The organism is Bradyrhizobium sp. SZCCHNR1051 (assembly GCF_032489615.1).
Classification (GTDB): Bacteria; Pseudomonadota; Alphaproteobacteria; order Rhizobiales; family Xanthobacteraceae; genus Bradyrhizobium.
In genome coordinates this window covers 99,111-121,223 of record NZ_JAUEYJ010000002.1, presented here as the reverse complement: position 1 = coordinate 121,223, position 22,113 = coordinate 99,111, and the positions used below count along the sequence as shown (strand labels likewise).

The window sequence follows — 22,113 nt, the reverse complement described above, 5'->3', positions numbered from 1 at the left end:
TGACCATTCCAGAACTGGATGGTTGGATATTTCAAAGACAGCAAATTTGGATAGATGGGATGACCATACTGGACGTGGATGCCGTCCAGGCCTTCGTGACGATCGCCGATCAGCAGAGCTTCACGCGGGCGGCGGAGGTGCTTGGCACCACCCAGGGCGCGATCAGCGTAAAGCTGAAACGGCTTGAAGACCGGCTCGGCCAGAAACTGATCGAACGGACGCCGCGGTTGGTCCGGCTGTCGGCGCAGGGCGCGGTGTTCCTTGAATCGGCGCGCGACTTTCTTGCCGCCCATGACCGCGCCGTCGCGGGGCTATCCTCGACTCGTCGCCGGTTTGCGCTCGGCATTGCCAGCCATGTGGCGGGATCGGAGATTCCGACACTGCTGGCGCGGTTGAACGCACACGACCCGGCGCTCACCATCGAAGTGCGGCTCGACAATTCGCGCAACCTGCTGGACGCTTTCGACCGTGGCGAAATCGATGCGGCGATTATCCGCAGGGAGGACGACCGGCGTGATGGCGAGGTGCTTGCGCCGGAACACTTCGGCTGGTTTGCATCTCCGGACTTCGTGCATCGAGCAGGCGAGCCGCTGCGTTTGGCCGCGTTGTCGCCGTCCTGCGGAGTCCGTGACATCGCCACCCGCGCGCTCGACGCTGCGGGAATAGCCTGGACGGAGGTTTTCCTCGGCGGCGGTTCCTCCGTCGTGTCCGACGCGGTTTCGGCCGGCTTGGCCACCGCCGTATTCTCGTGCCGGCTCGCGCCGGCCGGCACGGTCGAGGTTAGCCGGCGGTTCGGACTGCCCTCGCTTCCCTCGTCCGAAATCATTCTTCTCTCGACACTCTCGGACGCCAAATCCCGCGAAGCGCTTAGAACCCTCGCGACTGCGTTTCGCGAGCACCGTCCATCCTCGGCGTAAATATCGCTTGTCGTCGTCCATCGCTCCCCGTCGAGTCACCCAGGCCGACATCGGCGCTTTGCCCTGCGTGCGGATGACTGGAAGCCGTCTCAGCAGACCGCTGACGTCAGACCACATCGATGGTGGGAAACCGCGCGTCGCCCGCGATGCAATCCCAGGCGAACTGGCGCACGCGGTCGAGCCAGACCGCCGGTGCCATGGCGGAGGTTCGAGCCCTTGGTCAGCGGCCCGGCGGCCCAGGTGAAGCGTCCGCCGTCCAGGAGCAGCGCGTCGAGCGCCTTCGGCACGAACGCGGCCACATCAGCCTGCTGAGCCGGCGTCAGCCAATCCCCTCCGAGCAACAGCGGGATGACGTTTGCCTCGTCGGGTGGACATGAATCGAGCTAACATGTCCACTCGTGGACAATTGCTCGCTGAAGCCCGCGTCATGTTCGCAGACGATATCTTTGGACACATCGTCGATCGTGCGTATGAGCTCCTGGGCGTTCCGCCTCTCGTCGCCGCCGAAGACCCATGCCCGGAACCAAAAAGTGGCATTTTGCGCGGGCATCCCCATATTAGGTAGATGGCAAAATGGCAGAAATCGAGCACGCGGCAACCGCATAAGACGAAGGCCGAGCTCCGTGAGATGCTGACCGAGGCAGTCCGGAATACGGCGAGTTCGGGCCCGCGACCGAAGCGCCTGGCGAAACTCGACGGCGTTGCTGATGGGGCGGCGGCTTCCGTCGATTAGGCTTCTGCGTCCTGGCCTGGTTCGTTCAGTCCATACGAGCGAAGTCTTTCGAAATTTCGTGAAGGAGTTAGGATGCGCAAGTTTCCCGAGCCCGTCAACGTCGGGCCGTCTGGTCAACGTATTGCTTACTCGTAGCGCAGCGCTTCGATGGGATCGAGCCGAGCGGCCTTTCGCGCGGGGTAGTAGCCGAAGAATATGCCAACGGCTGCCGAGAACAGGAACCCGCCGGCAATCGCGGCCAGGGATATCGGCGCCGGCCAGCCTGTGAGGATGGAGATGGCGACGGACAACGCCGCGCCGATGACAATTCCCACGATGCCGCCGCTGACGCTGATGAAGATCGCCTCGGCAAGAAATTGTAGCAGGACGTGCAATCTCCGCGCGCCAATCGCCATCCGTAGTCCGATCTCCCGCGTTCGCTCCGTCACCGAGACGAGCAGGATGTTCATGATGCCGATGCCGCCGACCACAAGCGAGATGGACGCCACCGCGGCCAAGAGGAGCGCCATGATGCGGCTGCTTCCCTCCGCGGTCTGCGCAATCTGACTGAGGTTGCGCACGGAAAAATCGTTGATGGTGCCTGGGCGGATGCGGTGACGCCGCGCCAGGATTTCAGTAGCTTGATCGATCGCCGCCTGGATGCCGGCCTGATCCACCGCCTGCACGTAAATCTGATTCACATACCCGGTCATGCGCGGTTGAAGCCCATACGGATTCGGCGGCGTCGGATAAATCCAGTTGATCGCCGTTTGCTGCTGGCTTGGGGCGGCAACGCCGATAATCTTGCGCTCGGCGGTGGTGAACGGAACCATGATCAGATCGTCCTGGTCCTGCCCAAAAGATGTCTGTCCCTTGGTTTCAAGAATTCCGACCACCCGCAACGACACACCCTTGGCCTGCACCGTCGCCCCGATCGGATTCTGAGAGGTGCCGAAGAGTTGCCGGCGCACGGTCTCGCCGAGGACCGCGACCAGCGCCGAGCTTCGCTCGTCCTCCGGAGTGATCGCCCGCCCTGCGGCGATCTGCCAGTTCGTCATCGGAGGATAATTGGCGCTTACGCCCTGAATGCCGGTGGTCCAGTTCTGGTTCGCAAAGCGGATCAGCCCCGGCTGGCGGATGAGGTAGCTCACCGCCCCGGCGGCGGGTGCCTCCTGCCGGATCGCCCGGACGTCGGCAACGGTCAGCGTCGAAGCGCTTCCGGAGCCCCCCCGAGCGCCCCCGCTTGTGGCGGCGCCCGGCAGGATGACCACGAGGTTGGTCCCGAGCCTTGCGATCTCCTTTCGGACCGCCTCGTTCGCTCCCTGGCCGACGGACACCATGACAATCAATGCGGCGACGCCGATGAAGACTCCAAGCATTGTCAGCGCTGAACGCATCTTGTTGCGCCAGATCGCCTCGGCGGCCGCCGTCATCACCATCCAGGCAAAGGGCCATGATGCGACCGACATTGCGACGTAGGCCGACCGTTCCCTTGGCTGGACCAATTTGTCCGCCGTCCCGCTGGCCGGCTGCGGCGCCTTGGCGACCTTTGTCTTCTTCACATCCGTGATGATCTGGCCGTCGCGCATGGTCAGCACGCGATCGGCAAAGGCCGCGACATCCGGCTCGTGGGTCACCACGATGATGGTGACGCCCTGTTCGCGATTGAGCGAGCTGAGCGTCTGCATGATCTCGTTGGAGTTGCGGGTATCGAGATTGCCGGTCGGCTCATCCGCCAACAGCAGGCTCGGCTGATTGATCAGGGCCCGCGCGATTGCCACCCGCTGCTGCTGCCCGCCCGACAACTGGCCCGGCGTGTTGCGTTCCCGGTCGCGCAGCCCGAGCTTGTCCAGAACCGCGCGAGCCCGCTCGAAGCGCGCGCTCGCATGGCTCTGGCCGGACATCGCGTACAGAAGCGGCAAGGCGACGTTGTCGATGGCGCTGGTGCGCGGCAATAGATTGAAGCTCTGGAATACGAACCCAAGCCGCTCGCTGCGAAGGCCGGCGAGATCCGGCTCTGCAAGCTGCGCGACGTCGATGCCGTCGAACCAGTAATGACCGGCGGTAGGCCGATCGAGGCAACCGAGGATCGACATCAGCGTCGACTTGCCCGATCCGGACGCGCCCATGATGGCGATGAACTCGCCATGTTCGACGATCAGGCTGACGTCCGAAAGCGCGCGAACGTCGATGTCGCCGACATGATATGTCCGCGACACTCCCTCAATCCTGATAACCGGCTCCGCCATGTGCCTTCAATCGTTGTAGCCGATGCGATCAGAGGCGGGGCCGCGGCACGCTGGAACGTGCTTTCGCTGAATTCCGTTGCTCCGCGACGATCACCCGGCCGTCGATCTTCAGGTCGCCCTGCACGATCTCCGTAAACTCGTCGTCGTCGAGCCCGACCATGACCTGAACCGGCACCGGCGATCCGTCCCGCAGCACCCAAACGCGCGCTTGTTTCGTGTCGCCAAGGGCGGTCCCGGTCGGGACATAACGCAACGCCCGGTTCGGAACTCGGAGCACGCCGCTGCGCCGATCGACGATGATCCTTGTCGCCGCCGTCAGGCCCGGCTTGAGCGCCAGATCAGGGTTGTTGACGCTCACGACGACATCGTAAGTGATGACGTTCTGCACGGTTTGCGGGGACTGGCGGACCTGGGTCACCGTTCCCTCGAACAGACGTTTCGGATATGCGTCGACCGTGAACGTCGCCTTGTCGCCATTCTTGATGCCGCCGATGTCGCTCTCGCTGACATTGGCGTCCACCTGCATCCTGGTGAGGTCGGTCGCGATCAGAAACAAGGTGGGAGTCTGGAAACTCGCCGCCACAGTTTGTCCCATGGTGACGGCGCGCGAAACGACCGTGCCATCGACCGGCGAGATGATGTTGGTATAGTCGAGATTGACCTGTGCCGCGGCGAGCACGGCTTCGCGCTGCTGGATGGTGGCCCCGTCAAACGCAATTTGCGCCAGAGCCTGATCGTACACGTTTTTCGCATTGTCGTAGGCGTCCTCCGACACGGCGCTTGTCCTGACGAGCGTGGCGAGGCGTTCCAGGTTGGCCTTGGCATAGGTGAGCGATGCCTTGTCCTTCTCCAGTTGCGCTTTCGCGATGGCGAGACTGGCTTTCGCCTGATCGACGATGCTCTGATAGGGGCGGGGATCAATCTTGGCGCAGCTTTGTCCGCGTTTGACCTGCGTGTTGTAATCGCAACTCAATTCCTGGATCACGCCGGAGACATAGGTCCCGACAATGATCGTCAATTCCGGATTGACCGACCCCGTGGCGTTGATGTCGCGCGCGATGTCGCCAATCGCAACAGATGCTGTCTCATATCGAACTGAAGCGTCGCCGCTGAACGACCACCAGATGCCCAGGGATGCAGCAAGAAGCAGTGCCGCGATCCCAACGAGAACCCAGCGCCTCGTCGCAAATCGTGGCTGTACGGCCGGCTCGCTGACCGGGCGTCCAGTCGATGGACGCGGCACATAGGGCAGAGCTTCCCTGCTTTCGGCCGCAGCACCAGTGCCGAGCTGCGTGTTCATCTCGCTTTGGCTCCGGGCCTGGGATGATGGTCATTGCCACCATAGGCTACGGCTAGGCCGAATTGTTGATTGGGATCAAGCTATACGGCCCGGTGCCGGCCAAGGCCAACGACGCGGCTATCGTTGTTCGTGAAAATGGCGAGATGGAAATGTTCATTCGGCAGGCAAAGGGCGACGAGGAACTTCCGCCTGGCCAGGTCGTTCTGGCCCTTTTCGGAATGACATTTCACGATGAGCGAGTGCGCAGACTATTGGCGCAAATTGTAAAAGAGAAGCAAAGCCCAACATGACGTCGCCGCAGGTTGTCGTGCGCGCGGCGCCGGGTCAGTCGGCTTGGGGTGCGCAGTTCATCAGATGATGGCGGTGGAAAGGTGCGGCGAAGTTAGACCTCGCGCGAGGGGCCGGCACCGTCGCGGTCCTCGTTGAAGAGCGCTCTCAGCAAACGCCAAAGTTCGCGGTGACCAGCTGTTTGACCGCCCTGCGTCAGATAGTCCGAAATATCCATTGTCGCCGTTTGGTATTCGATCGTGCCCCCAATGCCAGTCTCCAAACGCGCCACCTCTCGCTCGACATACAAGTTCTTGGTGTCTGTATCGAAGACAAGGAAACAGCGATCCTCGCGTGTGATATCGGGGCCTTTCACCTGGCGATACAGTTCCCTTTTTAGGAAGGCCATTGTCCGCTCCCGACGAGGACGATGCGATAGCTATGTGTCTTGGGTCAACAAGGTTCTGACCCTTGTAGCGGCGTCATAGATTTCGATTTTGAGCATCGGATAGGTCGACTTCAGTTTACGACCTGATGCTTCGGCCGCTTCGGCCGTCTCAAACGCCGACTTGAAGTGCCCGTCGACAATGACCACAAATCCTTCCGACGGCGGCCGGTCGGCACGTGGCACCTTCTGCTCAGACTCCTCAATTGAGCGAACTGACTTCTTCATCGGAGCTCTCATTCTATCGCAGAAGCGTGACGGAGGCTCGCTGAGACCAAGAAGCCGATCAAGCTACGAAGTCTCATCGCGGCACCGGAGAAGGCGAAGGACAAAATCCGGAGACCGCGACCGGATTGCCTCGGTCTGGTCTCCGGCTTTCTGCCGAGCAGAACTAGGCGGCCTTGCCAGGTGCGGCGGCCTTGTTCGGTGCGGGGCTTGCGCTCGGTGGAGCACCTGTCTTGATATCGATCGTCTTGGTGGTTTTCACCGCCTTGGCCGGCTTCTTGATGGCGAGATGCAGCACGCCTTTGTCGAAGTGAGCTTCGACGGCTCCCTCTTCCGGCTCGAATGGGAGAGACATCGATCGATAGAATGAGCCGTAGCTGCGCTCCTCGACGTGCCAGTCCTTTTCGTCCTTCGTGCTCTCCGCCTTCTTCTCGCCGGAGATAACCAGCTGGTTGCCGTCCAGGCTGACCTTGATATCTTTGTCGTCCACGCCGGGAAGTTCGGCGGTCACTTCGAAGGCATCCTTGGTTTCCGCCACACTGACTGCTGGCGCCCCGGCACCGATGCTGGGAGAAGGCAAACCCTGATCGAAAACGCGAAGCGCGTTCTCCATTTCACGCCGCATGGCCCTGAATGGGTCGAATGCAGGCTCCTGGCTGGTAGTCCACAATCTCGGAAGGCTCATCTGGTTTCTCCGCAGGTTGAAGAAAGAGAAAAACAGCCTGCTCCTCGCGGTCATGGCGACCTTGATGTAGCGCAAAACCGCGGGGGTAATTTCGAGGCGGAAAGGCCGGCATGACGATAAAGGAGAACGCGTCAACCGAGTTGACCTAATCACGGCAACAAGCTTGGGCTGCGCGGCGCGTGTTTAGCCGTGACGTTCCCAAACGCAGATGAGCGTTGCCGCGTCTCTTCTATATATCTTGGATCAATCGTGCCCTCAGCATGGCACGTGGCGGCGACGATAGCGGTAGGGACAACCGTATTGGCCTGGTGCGTAGTAGCCCGGCGCGAAATAGCCGGGTCGGTAGGTAGCGGCTCCAGCTTCGGCGCCGGGAATCCCAGAACCGATTGCGGACTCCGGAAGCGCGGTAGTAGCGGCCACGATAGCGTCAGTAGTAGACCTCCGTCACGCCGGACGAGGAGGCCCTTGTTTCAGAAGAACAGCGCCCGGCGAGACTGGAGCAGCCTCTGAAGGGGAGCACGGAGTCCAATAATGTCCACTCATTTTCATGAGTGGACAAGGAGGAACGGAGCCCGCCAATGAGGCGTCCAGCTATAGCGGATTTGTTATATTTCGAGCGGTTGATCTGAATAGATCACAGGCTTGAATCACAACAGACAGGCGGAGACTCCGGTTACTCTCACGGGCACGGATGTCGTAAGCCGTCGTAACCAAGATACGTGCCGGAATACGGGTCATAAGACCTGAAGCGTTGCGCACAATAGTTGACGGCGTCGCCCACATAGGGAGCCGGAGCGACGTAGACCGGCCCGGGACCGTAGCCGTAGTATCCGTAGGGTTGCGTTGCCCCAATGATCGCTCCGCCGATCAGCGCGCCAGCGATGCCTGCACCAATTCCGACACCCGCGCCGCCGTGCCAGCCATGGCGATATCGCACGGTCTCGACCGATGGCGCCACGGCGCTGCGCAGCATCAGCGGGGAGGTTACCGGAGCGGCAATGACAGGGGCAACGAGAAGTGGTGTGGTGGCGATGATGAGTGCAGCCAGCACGGTTTTGGACGACTTGTTCATAGGGCATCTCCAAGATCATTTCGGGGAGCGCAGCTACCCGCATCCGGTGTCTCAAAAACGACAATGATCCGAGAAGGCCTGTATGAATTGATCTAGCGCAACGTCAGCGTGCATCGATTGGACAAATCTGATCTCGTCTCATCGGAGAGCTCGTGAAGCTGCAGCGCTGCGTGATTGAGCGCGGTCAGCGCATTCTCGTCATCGTCGAAGGTCGCGACGCCGCCGGCAAGGATGACACGATCAAGTCGATCGTCGAACATCTAAGCCCGCGTGATACCCACGTCGTGGCGCTGGGGCCGGCAAGCAATCGGGAACAGTGTTCATGGTACTTGCAGCGTCACGTTTCGCACTTGCTCGCGGCAGGAGAGATCGTGCTGTTCAATCGCAGTTTATATAAACGGGCTGGAGTTGAGAGCATCATGGGCTTCTGCACCAAGGAGGAAACCGAGGAATTCCTCGAGACCGTGCCGGCATTCGAGGCAATGATCGAGCGTTCGGGTATCACGCTGCTCAAGTACTACCTTGATATTTCGAAACAGGAGCAGTGGAGGCGGAGCCTTTTGCGGGTTGCGAGACGGACGGGCCGCAGAGCAGGATCGTCGCCAATACTGCAACGAATGACGGCGCGACGACGCGAGACGACAATCGCATGACAACTCCTTTCCGGGACGGACCAGCCGCCCAGGGCATCTACGTAACGGCAATTAGTTACCGATCACGAGTGCGGGAACTTGGCTACTGATGGTGAGAAAGATTCTCAGCGGCCGCTGTCGCCGGCGTCGTGATGGATCAGAGGCGAATGAGTTGCTTGGGTTTGGCCTGTCGGGACATTGGCCGAATTCGGATTGTTGGAATCGTGCGTGGAATATTTCATCTACAAGGAGCAGCTTGAAATGGATCGCCTGCCGGCCGGCGCGTTCGTCAGCCCATGCGGCGCGGCAACACGGTTCGACGTCGAGGGACAGCGGGCCGCGGCCGGTTGGAAGTTCCTATGGAGCGGGCGCGGCGGAAGCTGCTAGAACCGACGCATTCACGAGGACAGAACAATGACAGCCAAACGCGTGGTGTTCACCGGGGGAACAGGCAAGGCGGGCAGGCATGTGCTGCCGCATCTGCAGGACGAGGGCTACGAGCTCCTCAACGTCGACCTCAAGCCGTTCGATCACCCCGGGATCAATACCCTGATCGCCGATCTGACGGACAGCGGCCAGGCCTTCAACGCGCTGACCACGCATCATGGCTTCGGCGGCTTCAACGCCGGCCGGCCGCCACGGGCGCCGGATGCCGTGGTGCATTTCGCCGCGATCCCGCGGGTGCTCATCGAGCCCGACAATGAGACCTTTCGCGTGAACACGATCAGCACCTACAACGTCATCGAGGCCGCGGCCAAACTCAGCGTGCGCAAGATCATCATCGCCTCCAGCGAGACCACTTACGGGGTCTGCTTCGCGGAGGGCGACAAGGACTTCAGGAGCTTTCCGCTCGAGGAGGACTACGACACCGATCCGATGGATTCCTACGGGCTGTCCAAGGTCGTGAACGAAAAGACCGCGCGGGCGTTTGCAATGCGCTACGGCATCGACATCTATTGCTTGCGCATCGGCAACGTCATCGAGCCGCATGAATACGACAGGTTTCCCGGCTTTCTCGCCGATCCCCCGTCGCGCAAGCGCAATGCGTGGTCCTATATCGACGCCCGCGACCTCGGCGAGATCGTGCATCTGGCGATCCAGAAGGATGGTCTCGGCTTCCAGGTCTTCAATGCCGTCAACGACACGGTGACGGCTGATATCCCGACGCGCGAGCTGCTGCGCCGCTACTGTCCCAACGTCCCGATCACCCGCGAGCTCGGCGAACGCGAAGCGCCGCTGTCGAACCGCAAGGCGCGCGAGGTGCTGGGGTTCAAGGAAGCGCATGACTGGCGGAAATATGTAAAGGTGGGATAGCGCGACCACGTCCAACGATAAGAATTGTTGCCCAGCTCTCTCAACGACGTCGTGGCCGGGTCAAGCCCGGGCATGACGGGTCACTCAACTGGCGGATGCGCACGGCAGCTCGCTCGTCACGACATCCGCCGCCGGATCGCGAGCATCGCCAGCGACAGCGCGATCGTGCCGACGATGAACACGGCCGCCGCCGAGACGATCGCCGGGCTGATGTTCTCGCGGATGGTGGCGAACATCTGCCGCGCCAGGGTGCGCTGATTGGGGCCGGCGACGAACAGCGTCAGCACCACCTCGTCCAGCGAGGTCGCGAAAGCGAACAATGCGCCGGAGATGATGCCGGGCAGCGCGATGGGAAAGGTCACCGAGCGCAGCACCATGGCGGGCGAGGCGCCGAGGCTCGCGGCGGCCCGCTCGACCTGGATATCGACTCCCTGCAAGGCCGAGGAGACGTTGACCAGCACGAACGGCACGGCGACGACGGTGTGCGCGATGATGACGCCGAGATAGGTGTTGGTGAGCCCATAGCGCGAAAACATCAGCTGCATGCCGACGCCGAGCACCACCGCCGGCACGACCATCGGCAGCAGGAACACGGTGCGCAAGGTCGAGATCAGCAGCGAGGCGCGCCTGCCGCGCAGGCCGAGCGCGGCGAGCGTGCCGAGCAACGTTGCAAGGGCTGTGGTCCCCGAGCCGATCAGCAGGCTGTTGACGATGGACAGCCGCCAGGACTCGGCCGTGACCAGCTCGCGAAACCAGCGCGTCGAATAGCCGGGAATGGGGTAGTTCAGGAACACGCTGTCGGTCAGCGACAACGGCAGCACCGCGATCAATGGTCCGAGCAGGAACACGACGACGGCGATCGCGAACAGCAGCTTGATGAGCGGCAGCCATTTCATGCGCGCTGCTCCTCGGCCGAGGTCAGCCGGATGTAGACGGCATAGAGCAGGATCGTCATCGCCAGCAGGACGAGGCCGAGCGCGCCGGCCATGCCCCAGTTCGCGGCTCCCGTGGCGTAGTAGGCGATCACCGAGCTGATCATCTGATCGTTGGCGCCGCCGATCAGCGCGGGCGTGATGTAATAGCCGAGCGCGGCCATGAACACGAGTAGCGCGCCGGAGACGACGCCGCGCATCGAAAGCGGCAGCAGCACGTGGACGAAGGCGCGCAGCGGATGCGCGCCGAGCGAGGCCGCCGCCGGCATCAGGTTGCGCGGAATCGCGATCAGCACGCTGAAGATCGGCAGCACCATGAACGGCAGCAGCACATGCGTCATCGCGATGACGACGCCGAGCCGGTTGAACATCAGCGGCACCGGCGCTGAAGTAAGGCCCAATCCCCTGAGCGTGGCATTGATCAGGCCGTTGTCCTGCAGCACGACATACCAGGCCGCGGTGCGCACCAGGAGCGAGGTCCACAGCGGCAGCAGCACCGCGCCGAGCAGGATCTGCCGGCGCCAGCCCTCGACCGAGGCGGCCACCATCGCGAACGGCAGGCCGATGAGGATGCAGGCCAGCGTCACCAGCGCCGAGGTCACGAAGGTCCGGATCATGATCAGGCGGTTGGCCGAGGCGCCCTCCGGCATCGCAGCGATATTGCCGGCGGCGTCGCGCTCGAGGTCGACGGCGGCGAGCAGGTTCTTGTCGGTCCAGGGCGAGGCCACGGCCTCGGCGATGGTCGTCCAATAGGAGGTCTCGCTCCAGCGCGAGTCGATCGCGGCGAGGTCGACCGCGCCGGAGCTGTCGAGCGCGCGGCGGGTCTTGCCGAGCAGGCTGCGGAAGCCGGACTGCGCGCTGTTCAGGCGGCGAACGAGATCGCCGAACTGCTCGTCATTGGCCAGCTTGCGGATGTCGTCGACGAACGCGGCCTGTGCGGTTGCAGGAGGCACGCTTATGCGGTCCCAGCGCGCCAGCGCCTTGTGGGTGCGGGGCAGGGACTCGGTCGCGACCGGATCCGATACCGCCGACTTCATCATCGTCACCAGCGGCACGACGAAGAACGACAGCATGAACGCCAGAAGCGGCGCGAGCAGCAGGGCCGCCTTCAGGCGCTGGGCGAGGTCTGGTCGCATGATCCCACCACCCAGACATCCGACGCCGCGAATGACAGCGCCACGTCGCGGCCGACCTCCGCAGCCTGACCACCGGCACGATCGCCCTTGATGATCAGCCGCTGCGCGCCGACCGTGGCGACCAGACGCATGTGATCGCCGAAATACACCGCATCCAGGATGCGCGCGGTCAGGCGGTTCGCGGTCGCCGCTGCATGATCGTTGATCCGGATGGCCTCGGGACGGATCGAGACCTGCACCCTGCCGCCATCAATGCGGCCGGCCCCGGCATGCGCCGCCAGCGCGAGGCCCGAGTCCGTCGTCAGCCGCACCGCCTCGCCCGCGTGCTCGTCGACCTTGCACGCCAGCAGGTTGGTCTCGCCGATGAACTCGGCGACGAAGGGCGTGCGCGGCAGCTCGTAGATCTCGCGCGGCGTGCCGATCTGCTCGATCCTGCCGTGGTTGAACACGGCGATGCGGTCCGACATCGTCAGCGCCTCGTCCTGATCGTGGGTGACGAACACGATGGTGAGGCCGAGCCGGCGGTGCAGGTCGCGGATGTCGAGCTGCATCTGCTCACGCAGCTTCTTGTCGAGCGCGCCGAGCGGCTCGTCCATCAGCACCACCTGCGGCTCGAACACCAGGGCGCGGGCAAGCGCGACGCGCTGCTGCTGGCCGCCGGACAGCTGCGCCGGCTTGCGCTCGGCCATGGTCGACAGCTTGACCATGTCGAGCACGCGGGCGACGCGCTGCGCGATCTCGGGCTTGGACGTGCCGCGCATCTTGAGCGGAAAGGCGATGTTGTCGCGCACGCTCATATGCGGGAACAGCGCGTAGTTCTGGAACACCACACCCATGTTGCGCTTGTGCGGCGGCAGCCCGTCGACCCTGGCGCCGCCGACCTCGATCGTGCCGCTGGTCGGCTGCTCGAAGCCGGCGAGCATCATCAAGAGCGTGGTCTTGCCGGAGCCGGAGGGCCCGAGCAGGGCGACGAACTCACCGCGGGCGATATCGAGATCGAGATCGTCGACCACGGTCAGCGCAGCGAAGCGCTTGACCACCTGCCGGAACGAGATGAAGGGGGTATCCATGACGGAGGCTTTCGGCGCGGACCTCGCCGGGACTCATGCGCGAGGAGGGCAGGCGCGCGTCGCGACGACGATCATCGCGCGCCCGGTTTGCTGAAGCGGCGAGCCTCAGCGCGCCAGCCAGGCGTTGAAGCGCTTCGACAGCTCTTCCGAATTGTCGGTCCAGAAGCCGACGTCGAGCGCGATCGCCTGCTTGAGATTATCGGGGGTCGTCGGCAACTCGGCGGCGAATTTTTCCGGCACCAGCTTGGCGGCGGCGATGTTCGGCAGGCCGTAGGCGATGTATTCGGGCAGCTTGGCCTGGTTCTCGGCCTGGCTCGCAAACGCGATGAAGTTCATCGCGGCATCCTTGTTTGGCGAGCCCTTCAGCACCACCCAGCTATCGACCGCGTAGATGCTGCCCGGAAACACGAAACCGAAATGCTTGCCCTCCGTGCGGTTGATGGCGCTGATGCGGCCGTTATAGACCGAGGTCATCGCGACCTGGCCGGACGACAACAGCTGCAACGGCTGCGCACCGGCCTCCCACCAGACGATGTCGGCCTTCAGCGCGTCGAGCTTCTTGAAGGCGCGCTCGACGCCCTCCTTGGTCTTCAGCATCTTGTAGACGTCGGCCGCCGGCACGCCGTCGGCCATCAGCGCGAATTCGAGCGTGTATTTGGCGCCCTTGCGCAGGCCGCGCTTGCCGGGAAACTTCGCCGTGTCCCAGAAGTCCGCCCACGTCTTCGGCGCGTCCTTGATCTTGTCGCCGTCATAGGACATGCCTGTCGACCAGACGATGGCGCCGACGCCGCAATCGCTCACGCCGGCCGGGATGAAGCCTTTCTTGTCGCCGATCTTGCTCCAGTCGATCTTCTCATAGATGCCGTCGCTGCAGCCGAGCTCGAGCTCCTCGGCCTCGACCTGCACCGCATCCCAGTTCGGCACCCCGGCCTTCACCTTGGCCTGCAGCACGCCGTAGCCGCCGTCCCAGCTCTCGTCGAGCACGGTGGCGCCGAGCTTGGCGGCGAACGGCTGGAAGTAGATCTTGCGCTGCGCGTCCTGATAGTTGCCGCCCCACGACACCACCGTGAGATCGCGCGCTTGCGCCGCCGAGGCGAGGCTCAGCACGGCTGCCGCAGCCACCAGCACCGTCTTCGAGACGGTGAGGGCCGCGCGTGGCGTCGCCCGACCCGTTCCGTTCGACACCTTCACACTCGTGGGGCTGGTCCGCCGTGAAAACATGCTCGATGATCCGTCGCGCTTTGAAAGGTTCAAAAAAGCTATCGGCTGTTCCCAGCCGTGGCAAGCGCGAGTTTTGATCGTGAGATGATGCCATTTTGGCGCTAGGGGCGGCGTCGGCCGCGTTGCGGCAGGACGTGTTGAGATCGTCCGCTGCCGGCGCCTGGCCTGGTCCGGCCGGGTTCAACCTCGGGGACGCGTTGGGGGCCTGCGGCCCTACAATCCGGCGCTGCAGCCTTGATCGTCCGGGCAGGCAAGCGCCGGTACCGGTTCGCTCTCCGCCGAATTGTCGACGACGAGGCCGAGCGCCGGTCTGCTCGTCGCCCGTGCACGGGTCGGAGCCGGCAGCCGCCGCGCTGCACCGTGTGCGCCGATGCGTTCAAAACCCTTTGCCGTCTTCTTCAGCCTGGCGGCGACGAGATGATTCAAAAAATCCATGTTGCAACTCCTTCGGTCGAATGACCCGGCGGCCTGGTGCGGGACAGGCCGCCGGGTCGGCGCAACGTGCTGGAGTTGGCGTCCTCCATTCCGCTGCGCTGGTCTGTGATCCAGTTCACAGTCGCTGAGAATTGATCGTGCCCCGGATCATCGGGGAAGCGTGATGAGGACGCCGACTGTCACTTGCCTCTACGAAACAAGAGACGATTGCGTTTCTCCGCGTCCGACATCACGCTTGTTCACATGCCGTTTACTCCGCAGGCTGCGCTGCCACCGTGCCGTGGCCGCCGTGCTGGGTCAGCGGCTTCATGCCGGTCAGCGTCCGCAGCAGCACGTAGAACACGGGCGTCAGGAACAGGCCGAACACGGTGACGCCGATCATGCCGGAGAACACCGCGACGCCCATCGCCCGCCGCATCTCCGAGCCTGCACCGGTCGATAGCACCAGCGGCAGCACGCCCATGATGAAGGCCATCGACGTCATCAGGATGGGGCGCAACCGGAGCCGGCTGGCCTCGATCGCGGCGCGCAGCGGCGTGCGCCCGGCGAATTCGAGCTCGCGCGCGAATTCGACGATCAGGATCGCGTTCTTGGCGGAGAGGCCGACGAGCACGATCAGGCCGATCTGGGTGAAGATGTTGTTGTCGCCCTTCGAGAGGTAGACGCCGAACATCGCCGCCAGCAGCGCCATCGGCACGATCATCAGGATCGCGAGCGGCAAGGTGAGGCTCTCGTACAGCGCGGCCAGCACCAGGAACACCAGCAGGATCGCGAGCGGAAACACCCACAGGCCCGAATTGCCGGCGATGAACTCCTGATAGGTCAGGTCGGTCCATTCGAAGGCGAAGCCCGGCGGCAGCACCTCGGCCGCGACCCGCTCCGCCGCCGCCTGCGCCTGGCCCGAGGAGAAGCCGGGCGCCGCTGCCGCGTTGATGTCCGACGACAGGAAGCCGTTGTAGCGGATGGCGCGTTCGGGACCTGCGCTCTGTCGCACGTTGAGCAGCGCCGACAGCGGCACCATGTCGCCGGAGGCGGAGCGCACCTTGAGCTGGCGGATATCGTCGGCACGGGCGCGGAACGGCGCGTCGGCCTGCACGCGCACCGAATAGGTGCGGCCGAACTTGTTGAAGTCGTTCACGTAGTACGAGCCGAGGTAGATCTGCAGGGTGTTGAACACCTCGGTCACGGGCACGCCGAGCTGCAGCGCCTTGGTGCGGTCGATGTCGGCGAACAGTTGCGGCACGTTGACCTGGAAGCTCGAGAACACGCCGGCGATCTCCGGCGACTTTTGCAGGCCCGCCATGAACGCCTTGGTGACGTCGTTGAGCGCCTCATAGCCGAGCCCGGCGCGGTCCTCGATCTGCAGCTTGAAGCCGCCGATGGTGCCCAAGCCGTTGACCGGTGGCGGCGGGAACATCGCGATGAAGGCGTCTTGAATGCCCGCATATTTCTTGTTGAGCTCCATCGCCAGCGCGCCGCCGGACAGCGACGGATCCTTGCGCTCGTCGAACGGCTTCAGGGTCGAGAACACGATGCCGGCATTGGAGGAGTTGGTGAAGCCGGAGATCGACAGGCCGGGGAAGGCGACCGAGCTCTCGACACCGGGCTGGGTCAGCGCGATGTCGCTCATCTTGCGGATGACCTCCTCGGAGCGGTCGAGCGTGGCGCCATCGGGCAGCCGCGCGAAGCCGACCAGATACTGCTTGTCCTGGCCCGGCACGAAGCCGCCCGGCACCTGCTTGAACAGCACGGCGGTGGCGCCGACCAGCAGGACATAGAGGATCATCACCGCGGCCTTGCCGATGATCACCTTCGACACGCTGCCGCTGTAATTGTTGGAGGCGCGGACGAAGGCGCGGTTGAAGCCGCGGAAGAACCAGCCGAGGCTCTTGTCGAGGATGCGGGTGAGGCGGTCCTTCGGCTCGTGATGGCCCTTGAGGAGCAGCGCCGACAGCGCCGGCGACAGGGTCAGCGAGTTGACGGCGGAGATCACGGTCGAGATCGCGATCGTCAGCGCGAACTGCTTGTAGAACTGTCCCGTGAGGCCGGAGATGAAGGCGAGCGGCACGAACACGGCGACCAGCACCAGCGCGATCGCGATGATCGGTCCGGACACCTCGCGCATCGCCTGGTAGGTGGCGTCGCGTGGCGACAGGCCGCTCTCGATGTTGCGCTCGACGTTCTCGACCACGACGATGGCGTCGTCGACGACGATGCCGATGGCGAGCACCAAGCCGAACAGGCTGAGCGCGTTGATCGAGAAGCCGAACAGGTGCATCACCGCGAAGGTGCCGACGATCGAGACGGGCACCGCCAGCAGCGGGATGATCGAGGCGCGCCAGGTCTGCAGGAACAGGATCACCACGATCACGACCAGCACGATGGCCTCGAACAGCGTGTGCACGACGGCCTCGATCGAGGATCGCACGAACTGGGTCGGATCGTAGACGATGTGATACTCGACGCCCTCCGGCATCGTCTTCTTGATCTCGGCCATGGTGGCGCGGACGTTGTCGGAGATCTGCAGCGCGTTGGAGCCGGGTGCCTGGAAGATCGGGATCGCCACCGCCTGCTTGTTGTCGAGCAGCGAGCGCAGTCCATATTCCGAGGCGCCGAGCTCGATGCGCGCGACGTCGCGCAGCCGCGTGATCTCGCCATGGGCGCCGGTCTTCACCACGATGTCGGCGAACTGGTCCTCGTTCGACAGCCGGCCCTCGGCATTGACCGAGAGCTGCAGGTCGAGCCCCTTGACGCTGGGCGATGCGCCGACCACGCCGGCCGCGGCTTCGACGTTCTGCGCCTGGATCGCCTTGACGATGTCGGACGCCGACAGGCCGTGCTCGGCCGCCTTCTGCGGATCGACCCAGACCCGCATCGAATAGTCGCCGGCGCCGAACAGCTGCACGTCGCCGACGCCGTCGATGCGCGCCAGCCGGTCCTTGACGTTGAGCACCGCGTAGTTGCGCAGGTACGTCGTATCGTAGCGGCCGTTCGGCGAGATCAGATGCACGACCATGGTGAGGTCGGGCGAGCTCTTCTTGGTGATGACGCCGAGCTGGCGCACGACGTTGGGCAGCCGCGGCTCGGCCTGCTGCACGCGGTTCTGCACCAACTGCGTGGCCTTGTCCGGATCGGTGCCGAGCTTGAAGGTGACCGTGAGCGTCATCGCGCCGTCGGTGGTCGCCTGGCTGCTCATATAGAGCATGTTCTCGACGCCGTTGATCTGCTCCTCGATCGGCGTCGCCACCGTCTCGGCGATCACCTTCGGATTGGCGCCGGGATAGGTCGCGCGCACCACGACGGAGGGCGGCACGACGTCGGGGTATTCAGAGATCGGCATGGAGAACAGCGCGATCAAGCCGCCGAGGAAGATCAGCGTCGACAGCACGCCTGCGAAGATCGGCCGGTCGATGAAGAATTTGGAGAGGTTCATGGGAGGCCCCGTGGTCGGGAGATGTCAGCGTGTAGTGTGGATTTCGCTTGGCCTGTTTGGCTCGCTGCCGCCTCACATCCGGTGTCGTCCCGGCGAACGCCGGGACCCATACCGCGGACGGCCAATTGGTGAAAAAGACTGCGGGTCATCTTCCTTGGTCGACAAGCAGGGCCGGTGGTTATGGGTCCCCGCTTTCGCGGGGACGACAGTTGTGGTGGTCGCGGATAGCCGGGCCTCAATGACGATCAGCGCTGCGCCAGTTGCTTGTTGTCTGACGCCGCCCCATCGCGTGCGCCCATCGCGGCCACCTGCGTCTTCAACAACGCACCCGGCCGCACCCGCTGCAGGCCGTTGACGACGACGCGCTCGCCGGGCTTGAGACCGGCGGAGATGATGCGCAGGCCGTCGACGCTGCCGCCGAGGCTGACCGGGCGATAGACAGCGCGCTCGTCGTCACCGACCACCATCACGAATTTTTTGTCCTGGTCGGTGCCGATGGCGCGCTCGTCGAGCAGCACCAGCGATTGCTGCTGCGGCTGGCCCATGCGCACGCGCGCGAACTGGCCGGGGATCAGCCGGCCGTCCTCGTTCTTGAACACGGCGCGGACGCGGATCGTGCCGCTCTGCCCGTTGACTTGATTGTCGATCAACTGGATGTGGCCGGATGCCGCGATGCCGCCCGAGGTCGTCATCTCGACCGGGATGCGGTCGAGATTGCCGCGCTTGCCCGAGCCATCGGCGATCGCCGACAATGCGCGCAACACCAGCTCTTCGGTGGCATCGAAGCTCGCATAGATCGGATTGACGGACACCAGCGAAGTCAGCACCGGCGAGGCCGAGCCGGCGGCGACGAGGTTGCCGACGGTGACCTCGATCCGGCCGACCCGGCCGTCGACTGGCGCCCGCACCTGTGTGTAGTCGAGGTTGAGTTTGGCCGTCTGCAAGGTCGCCTCGGCGGCCTTGACGTTGGCGATCGCCTCGCGATTGCCGTTGTCGCGCTGGTCGTAATCGCGCTTGGTCACGATCGAATTGCCGACCAGCTGCGCGCCGCGCTCCAGTTCGTTGGCAGCGAAAGCGGCGCGGGCGCGCGCCGCTTCCAGCTGCGCCTGCGCCCGGTCGACCTCGGCTGCGTAGGGCGCCGGGTCGATCTTGAAGAGGACGTCGCCAGCCTTGACCAGCGAGCCCTCGGTGAAATTGGTGCCGAGAATGGCACCGGCCACCCGCGGCCGGATCTCGACCCGCTCGACAGCTTCGAGCCGGCCGGAGAACTCGTCCCACAGGCTCGCCTTTCGCGGCTCGACCACGGCAACCGTAACGGCGACGGCCTGTTCGGGGGCCGCAGCGCGGGCTGCATTCGGCGCGGAACTGAAGTTGAAATAATGGGAGCCGGCATAGGATCCGGCGGCAATCAGCAGGCCAGCGGCGGCGACGGTGCTCAGCCACCGCTTCAGGCGGCCGGAGGAACGAATTTCGGGCGAAGGCATTGGCGCGCTCCAGTTTTGTAGTGCTCGCTACAAATGTGGCGCTGGCAACCGGTTCGCAAGAGACTTATGTAACGGATACTACGAAAATAGTAGCCCGACTTTCGGCGACTGCGCCAGATCAAAGAAATCGCGTTCAATAACAACTAGATAAGAATCGGACGGGGCGGAGACGGAACAGGAGTTTTGCACATGGGCATCGGACGGCCCCGGACTTTCGATCGCGACACCGCGCTGGACCAGGCGATGGAGGTGTTCTGGCGCCATGGCTATGAGGGCGCCACCATCGCCCAGCTCACCGACGCCATGGGCATCAACCCGCCCAGCCTCTACGCCGCGTTCGGCAGCAAGGAGGCCCTGCTCAGGGCCGCGCTCGACCGCTACACGGCGCGACGGGAGGCCTGGATGGACGAGGTGCTGAGTGCGCCGACCGCCCGCGAGGTCACCGCGCGGATGCTGATGGGCGTCGCCGAGAAACAGACCGATCCCTCCAATCCGCCCGGCTGCCTGCTGGTGCAGGGCGGTCTCGCCTGCGGCTCCGGCTCGGCCAATGTGCCGTTCGAGCTCGCGGCCCGCCGTGCGCAGACCGAGGAACAGCTCCGGCAGCGTTTCGATCGCGCAAAGGGCGAAGGCGATCTGGCTGCCACCGCCGACCCTGCGGCGCTCGCCCGCTATGTCTCGGCCGTCATCACCGGCATGAGCGTGATGGCGTCGTCAGGCGCCGACCGCGAGGCGCTGACGCAGGTCGCGCTGGTCGCGATCAAGGCGATCGAGGATCAGTCGGTCGCGGTTGAGAGCGCGGTCTGACGCCGCTCATGCGCTGGGCGACGGGGCGCTCTTCATTCCTGCCGGCTTGTGCTGATGGACGCGATGCGGTCCCCTGCGCCGCATCCTCGTCCCTCGCGCGAACCAAGAGCCTCCCCTCCATGCGTGTCTTCTCCGCCGCCCTTGCCACCGAGACCAACACCTTCGCGCCGATGCCCACGGGGCTCGCGACCTTCCATGAGCGCGCCTACTTCCCGGCCGGCCAGCATCCGGACAAGATGCAGATGCATGGCGGGCCGCTATGGGCTGCGCGCCAGGTCGGGCCGTCCAAGGGCTGGACGCTGATCGAAGGGCTGGTGGCTGCGGCCGTGCCCAACGGGCTGGTCACCCGCGCCGCGTTCGAGACCCTGCGTGACCAGATTCTTGCCGACCTCAAAGCCGCGCTGCCGGTCGACATGGCGTTGATCGGCCTGCACGGCGCGATGATCGCCGACGGCTACGATGATTGCGAGGGTGAGCTGCTCGCGCGCATCCGCGAGATCGTCGGGCCCGATGTGGTCATCGGTGCGACGCTCGACCCCCACGTTCACATGAGCGAGCTGATGGTCAGAAGCGCCGATCTGCTGATCTGCTGGAAGGAATATCCGCACACCGACATCCTCGAGCGCGCGCAGGATCTGGTGAAGCATTGCACCGAGATCGCCGAGAAGCGGCTGAAGCTGCAGAAGGCCCTGGTCGACACCGACATGATCGTCACCCTGCACACCACGCGCGAGCCGGTGCGCAGCTTCGTCGACCGCATCACCGCGCTCGAAGGCAAGGACGGCATCGTCTCGGTCTCGATCGTGCACGGCTTCGGCTGGGGCGACACGCCTGACATGGGCACCAAGGTGCTGGTCTACAGCGATGCCGCCGTCGATCCGGATGGTGTCAGGGCGAAGGCGCTGGCACGCCGCCTTGCGGACGAACTGATCGGCATGCGCGAGGCGGTGACCGAGCGTATGCCCGCCGTCGATGCCGCGCTTGACCAGGCCTTGGCGACAGACGGCACCATCGTGCTCGGCGATGCCAGCGACAATCCCGGCGGCGGTGCGCCCGGCGATTCCACGTTCATCCTGCGCCGGCTGCTCGACCGCAACATCGGCAATGCCTGCCTCGGTCCACTCTGGGATCCGATCGCGGTGCGCATCGCCTTCGATGCCGGCGTTGGCGCCAAGCTGCCGCTGCGGATCGGCGGCAAGATCGGTCCGCTGTCGGGTGATCCGGTCGATGCGACCTGGGAGATCAAGGCGCTGAAGGAGAACATGGTGATGACGGGCCTTGCCGGCACGCCCGCCAAGCTCGGCGATTGCGCGTTGATCGTGAGCAATGGCGTCGAGGTCGTGATCACGACGTTCCGTTGCCAGGCGTTCGGCACCGACTTCTTCACGCAGCTCGGCTGCGATCCTGCCACGCGCAAGCTCGTCGTGGTGAAATCCGCCCAGCATTTCCGCGCGGCATTTGCGCCGATCGCGGCCGACATCATCATGGTCGATGCGCCCGGCGTGGTCGCGCGCGATGTCACGACGTTGCCCTACAGGAAGATCAAGCGTCCGAAATGGCCGCTCGACCCGCTTCCGCAACCATCGCGTGCGTAATGTCCCAGAGTGCGACGCTGCTGGCCGCGCCGTTAACGTTCGGAACGCGCTCGGAACGAACCACGTCCGAATCGGCTGCGCGTCACGGTACGGGGTCTGTTCACGCCTAGATGTCGCGGCGCGCTTCCGCGACCTACGAGATCCAGACGTTGCGATGGACAGCCGCGTCTGGCCTGGTCGCGAAA

20 protein-coding genes are annotated in these 22,113 nt (G+C 64.2%); 7 read left to right on the top strand and 13 right to left on the bottom strand.

All coding sequences use genetic code 11. The features are described from left to right. Nucleotides 1-59: 59 nt before the first annotated feature. On the top strand, nucleotides 60-917 hold the full coding sequence (locus tag QW868_RS02545; protein ID WP_315736488.1) for a LysR family transcriptional regulator: 858 nt from the start codon (nucleotides 60-62) through the stop codon (nucleotides 915-917). A gap of 858 nt (nucleotides 918-1,775) precedes the next feature. Here QW868_RS02545 and QW868_RS02540 read toward each other — a convergent pair. Together QW868_RS02540 and QW868_RS02535 are read right to left on the bottom strand one after the other, a co-directional pair. Continuing rightward, nucleotides 1,776-3,878 (bottom strand): ABC transporter permease, encoded by a 2,103-nt coding sequence (locus QW868_RS02540; RefSeq protein ID WP_315771213.1) that lies wholly within the window; start codon nucleotides 3,876-3,878, stop codon nucleotides 1,776-1,778. A gap of 28 nt (nucleotides 3,879-3,906) precedes the next feature. Continuing rightward, nucleotides 3,907-5,178, bottom strand: coding sequence for an efflux RND transporter periplasmic adaptor subunit (locus QW868_RS02535; protein ID WP_316229848.1), 1,272 nt, complete (start codon nucleotides 5,176-5,178; stop codon nucleotides 3,907-3,909). 65 nt (nucleotides 5,179-5,243) lie between these two features. On the opposite strand from QW868_RS02535, the gene QW868_RS02530 reads away from it, so the two are divergent. Next, on the top strand, nucleotides 5,244-5,468 hold the full coding sequence (locus tag QW868_RS02530; protein ID WP_316229847.1) for a hypothetical protein: 225 nt from the start codon (nucleotides 5,244-5,246) through the stop codon (nucleotides 5,466-5,468). Between the two features lie 92 nt (nucleotides 5,469-5,560). On the opposite strand, the gene QW868_RS02525 is transcribed toward QW868_RS02530, so the two are convergent. The 4 genes from QW868_RS02525 to QW868_RS02510 all read right to left on the bottom strand — a co-directional run bounded on the left by QW868_RS02525 (nucleotide 5,561) and on the right by QW868_RS02510 (nucleotide 7,872). Then, the gene (locus tag QW868_RS02525; protein ID WP_315736492.1) at nucleotides 5,561-5,854 is read right to left on the bottom strand and encodes a hypothetical protein; all 294 of its coding nucleotides are present in this window, start codon (nucleotides 5,852-5,854) and stop codon (nucleotides 5,561-5,563) included. Between the two features lie 30 nt (nucleotides 5,855-5,884). Continuing rightward, nucleotides 5,885-6,118, bottom strand: coding sequence for a hypothetical protein (locus QW868_RS02520; RefSeq protein WP_315736493.1), 234 nt, complete (start codon nucleotides 6,116-6,118; stop codon nucleotides 5,885-5,887). Nucleotides 6,119-6,281: 163 nt separating this feature from the next. Next, nucleotides 6,282-6,800, bottom strand: coding sequence for an Hsp20/alpha crystallin family protein (locus QW868_RS02515; protein WP_315795972.1), 519 nt, complete (start codon nucleotides 6,798-6,800; stop codon nucleotides 6,282-6,284). 679 nt (nucleotides 6,801-7,479) lie between these two features. Further along, nucleotides 7,480-7,872, bottom strand: a complete 393-nt coding sequence (locus QW868_RS02510) for a BA14K family protein (protein WP_315771219.1) — start codon at nucleotides 7,870-7,872, stop codon at nucleotides 7,480-7,482. A 140-nt stretch (nucleotides 7,873-8,012) separates the two neighbouring features. Here QW868_RS02510 and QW868_RS02505 point away from each other — a divergent pair, with 140 nt between their 5' ends. The 3 genes from QW868_RS02505 to QW868_RS02495 all read left to right on the top strand — a co-directional run bounded on the left by QW868_RS02505 (nucleotide 8,013) and on the right by QW868_RS02495 (nucleotide 9,818). Beyond that, nucleotides 8,013-8,525, top strand: coding sequence for a hypothetical protein (locus tag QW868_RS02505; RefSeq protein ID WP_316229949.1), 513 nt, complete (start codon nucleotides 8,013-8,015; stop codon nucleotides 8,523-8,525). A gap of 207 nt (nucleotides 8,526-8,732) precedes the next feature. Continuing rightward, entirely contained in the window at nucleotides 8,733-8,891 is a 159-nt protein-coding gene (locus QW868_RS02500; RefSeq protein ID WP_316227457.1) for a hypothetical protein, read from the top strand. Nucleotides 8,892-8,918: 27 nt separating this feature from the next. After that, nucleotides 8,919-9,818: an NAD(P)-dependent oxidoreductase gene (locus QW868_RS02495; RefSeq protein WP_316229846.1), complete on the top strand. Its 900-nt coding sequence runs from the start codon at nucleotides 8,919-8,921 to the stop codon at nucleotides 9,816-9,818. 116 nt (nucleotides 9,819-9,934) lie between these two features. Here QW868_RS02495 and QW868_RS02490 read toward each other — a convergent pair whose 3' ends face one another. The 7 genes from QW868_RS02490 to QW868_RS02460 all read right to left on the bottom strand — a co-directional run bounded on the left by QW868_RS02490 (nucleotide 9,935) and on the right by QW868_RS02460 (nucleotide 19,529). Next, nucleotides 9,935-10,714 (bottom strand): ABC transporter permease, encoded by a 780-nt coding sequence (locus QW868_RS02490; protein WP_316229845.1) that lies wholly within the window; start codon nucleotides 10,712-10,714, stop codon nucleotides 9,935-9,937. Continuing rightward, nucleotides 10,711-11,823 carry an ABC transporter permease gene (locus tag QW868_RS02485; RefSeq protein WP_316229948.1) on the bottom strand — a complete coding sequence of 371 codons (1,113 nt, stop codon included), beginning with the start codon at nucleotides 11,821-11,823 and terminating at the stop codon, nucleotides 10,711-10,713. Before QW868_RS02485 ends, QW868_RS02490 begins: the two co-directional genes overlap by 4 nt. Nucleotides 11,824-11,858: 35 nt before the next feature. After that, nucleotides 11,859-12,956 carry an ABC transporter ATP-binding protein gene (locus QW868_RS02480; RefSeq protein WP_316181866.1) on the bottom strand — a complete coding sequence of 366 codons (1,098 nt, stop codon included), beginning with the start codon at nucleotides 12,954-12,956 and terminating at the stop codon, nucleotides 11,859-11,861. 105 nt (nucleotides 12,957-13,061) lie between these two features. After that, nucleotides 13,062-14,078 carry an ABC transporter substrate-binding protein gene (locus QW868_RS02475; protein ID WP_316229947.1) on the bottom strand — a complete coding sequence of 339 codons (1,017 nt, stop codon included), beginning with the start codon at nucleotides 14,076-14,078 and terminating at the stop codon, nucleotides 13,062-13,064. 312 nt (nucleotides 14,079-14,390) lie between these two features. Continuing rightward, nucleotides 14,391-14,612, bottom strand: coding sequence for a hypothetical protein (locus tag QW868_RS02470; RefSeq protein WP_315736500.1), 222 nt, complete (start codon nucleotides 14,610-14,612; stop codon nucleotides 14,391-14,393). Between the two features lie 250 nt (nucleotides 14,613-14,862). After that, nucleotides 14,863-18,045, bottom strand: a complete 3,183-nt coding sequence (locus QW868_RS02465; protein ID WP_316229844.1) for a multidrug efflux RND transporter permease subunit — start codon at nucleotides 18,043-18,045, stop codon at nucleotides 14,863-14,865. Between the two features lie 245 nt (nucleotides 18,046-18,290). Further along, nucleotides 18,291-19,529: an efflux RND transporter periplasmic adaptor subunit gene (locus tag QW868_RS02460; RefSeq protein ID WP_315779123.1), complete on the bottom strand. Its 1,239-nt coding sequence runs from the start codon at nucleotides 19,527-19,529 to the stop codon at nucleotides 18,291-18,293. Nucleotides 19,530-19,718: 189 nt separating this feature from the next. Between QW868_RS02460 and QW868_RS02455 the strand changes: the two genes are divergently transcribed. Both QW868_RS02455 and QW868_RS02450 read left to right on the top strand, forming a co-directional pair. Continuing rightward, the gene (locus QW868_RS02455; RefSeq protein ID WP_315779122.1) at nucleotides 19,719-20,333 is read left to right on the top strand and encodes a TetR/AcrR family transcriptional regulator; all 615 of its coding nucleotides are present in this window, start codon (nucleotides 19,719-19,721) and stop codon (nucleotides 20,331-20,333) included. Nucleotides 20,334-20,452: 119 nt separating this feature from the next. After that, nucleotides 20,453-21,928 (top strand): M81 family metallopeptidase, encoded by a 1,476-nt coding sequence (locus QW868_RS02450; RefSeq protein ID WP_316229843.1) that lies wholly within the window; start codon nucleotides 20,453-20,455, stop codon nucleotides 21,926-21,928. The last annotated feature ends 185 nt before the right edge of the window (nucleotides 21,929-22,113 follow it).

Coding starts and splice junctions, on each gene's coding strand:
- QW868_RS02545 (WP_315736488.1), top strand. CDS start 60: ATGACCATACTGGACGTGGATGCCGTCCAGGCCTTCGTGACGATCGCC.
- QW868_RS02540 (WP_315771213.1), bottom strand. CDS start 3,878: ATGGCGGAGCCGGTTATCAGGATTGAGGGAGTGTCGCGGACATATCAT.
- QW868_RS02535 (WP_316229848.1), bottom strand. CDS start 5,178: ATGAACACGCAGCTCGGCACTGGTGCTGCGGCCGAAAGCAGGGAAGCT.
- QW868_RS02525 (WP_315736492.1), bottom strand. CDS start 5,854: ATGGCCTTCCTAAAAAGGGAACTGTATCGCCAGGTGAAAGGCCCCGAT.
- QW868_RS02520 (WP_315736493.1), bottom strand. CDS start 6,118: ATGAAGAAGTCAGTTCGCTCAATTGAGGAGTCTGAGCAGAAGGTGCCA.
- QW868_RS02515 (WP_315795972.1), bottom strand. CDS start 6,800: ATGAGCCTTCCGAGATTGTGGACTACCAGCCAGGAGCCTGCATTCGAC.
- QW868_RS02510 (WP_315771219.1), bottom strand. CDS start 7,872: ATGAACAAGTCGTCCAAAACCGTGCTGGCTGCACTCATCATCGCCACC.
- QW868_RS02495 (WP_316229846.1), top strand. CDS start 8,919: ATGACAGCCAAACGCGTGGTGTTCACCGGGGGAACAGGCAAGGCGGGC.
- QW868_RS02490 (WP_316229845.1), bottom strand. CDS start 10,714: ATGAAATGGCTGCCGCTCATCAAGCTGCTGTTCGCGATCGCCGTCGTC.
- QW868_RS02485 (WP_316229948.1), bottom strand. CDS start 11,823: ATGCTGTCGTTCTTCGTCGTGCCGCTGGTGACGATGATGAAGTCGGCG.
- QW868_RS02480 (WP_316181866.1), bottom strand. CDS start 12,956: ATGGATACCCCCTTCATCTCGTTCCGGCAGGTGGTCAAGCGCTTCGCT.
- QW868_RS02470 (WP_315736500.1), bottom strand. CDS start 14,612: ATGGATTTTTTGAATCATCTCGTCGCCGCCAGGCTGAAGAAGACGGCA.
- QW868_RS02465 (WP_316229844.1), bottom strand. CDS start 18,045: ATGAACCTCTCCAAATTCTTCATCGACCGGCCGATCTTCGCAGGCGTG.
- QW868_RS02460 (WP_315779123.1), bottom strand. CDS start 19,529: ATGCCTTCGCCCGAAATTCGTTCCTCCGGCCGCCTGAAGCGGTGGCTG.
- QW868_RS02455 (WP_315779122.1), top strand. CDS start 19,719: ATGGGCATCGGACGGCCCCGGACTTTCGATCGCGACACCGCGCTGGAC.
- QW868_RS02450 (WP_316229843.1), top strand. CDS start 20,453: ATGCGTGTCTTCTCCGCCGCCCTTGCCACCGAGACCAACACCTTCGCG.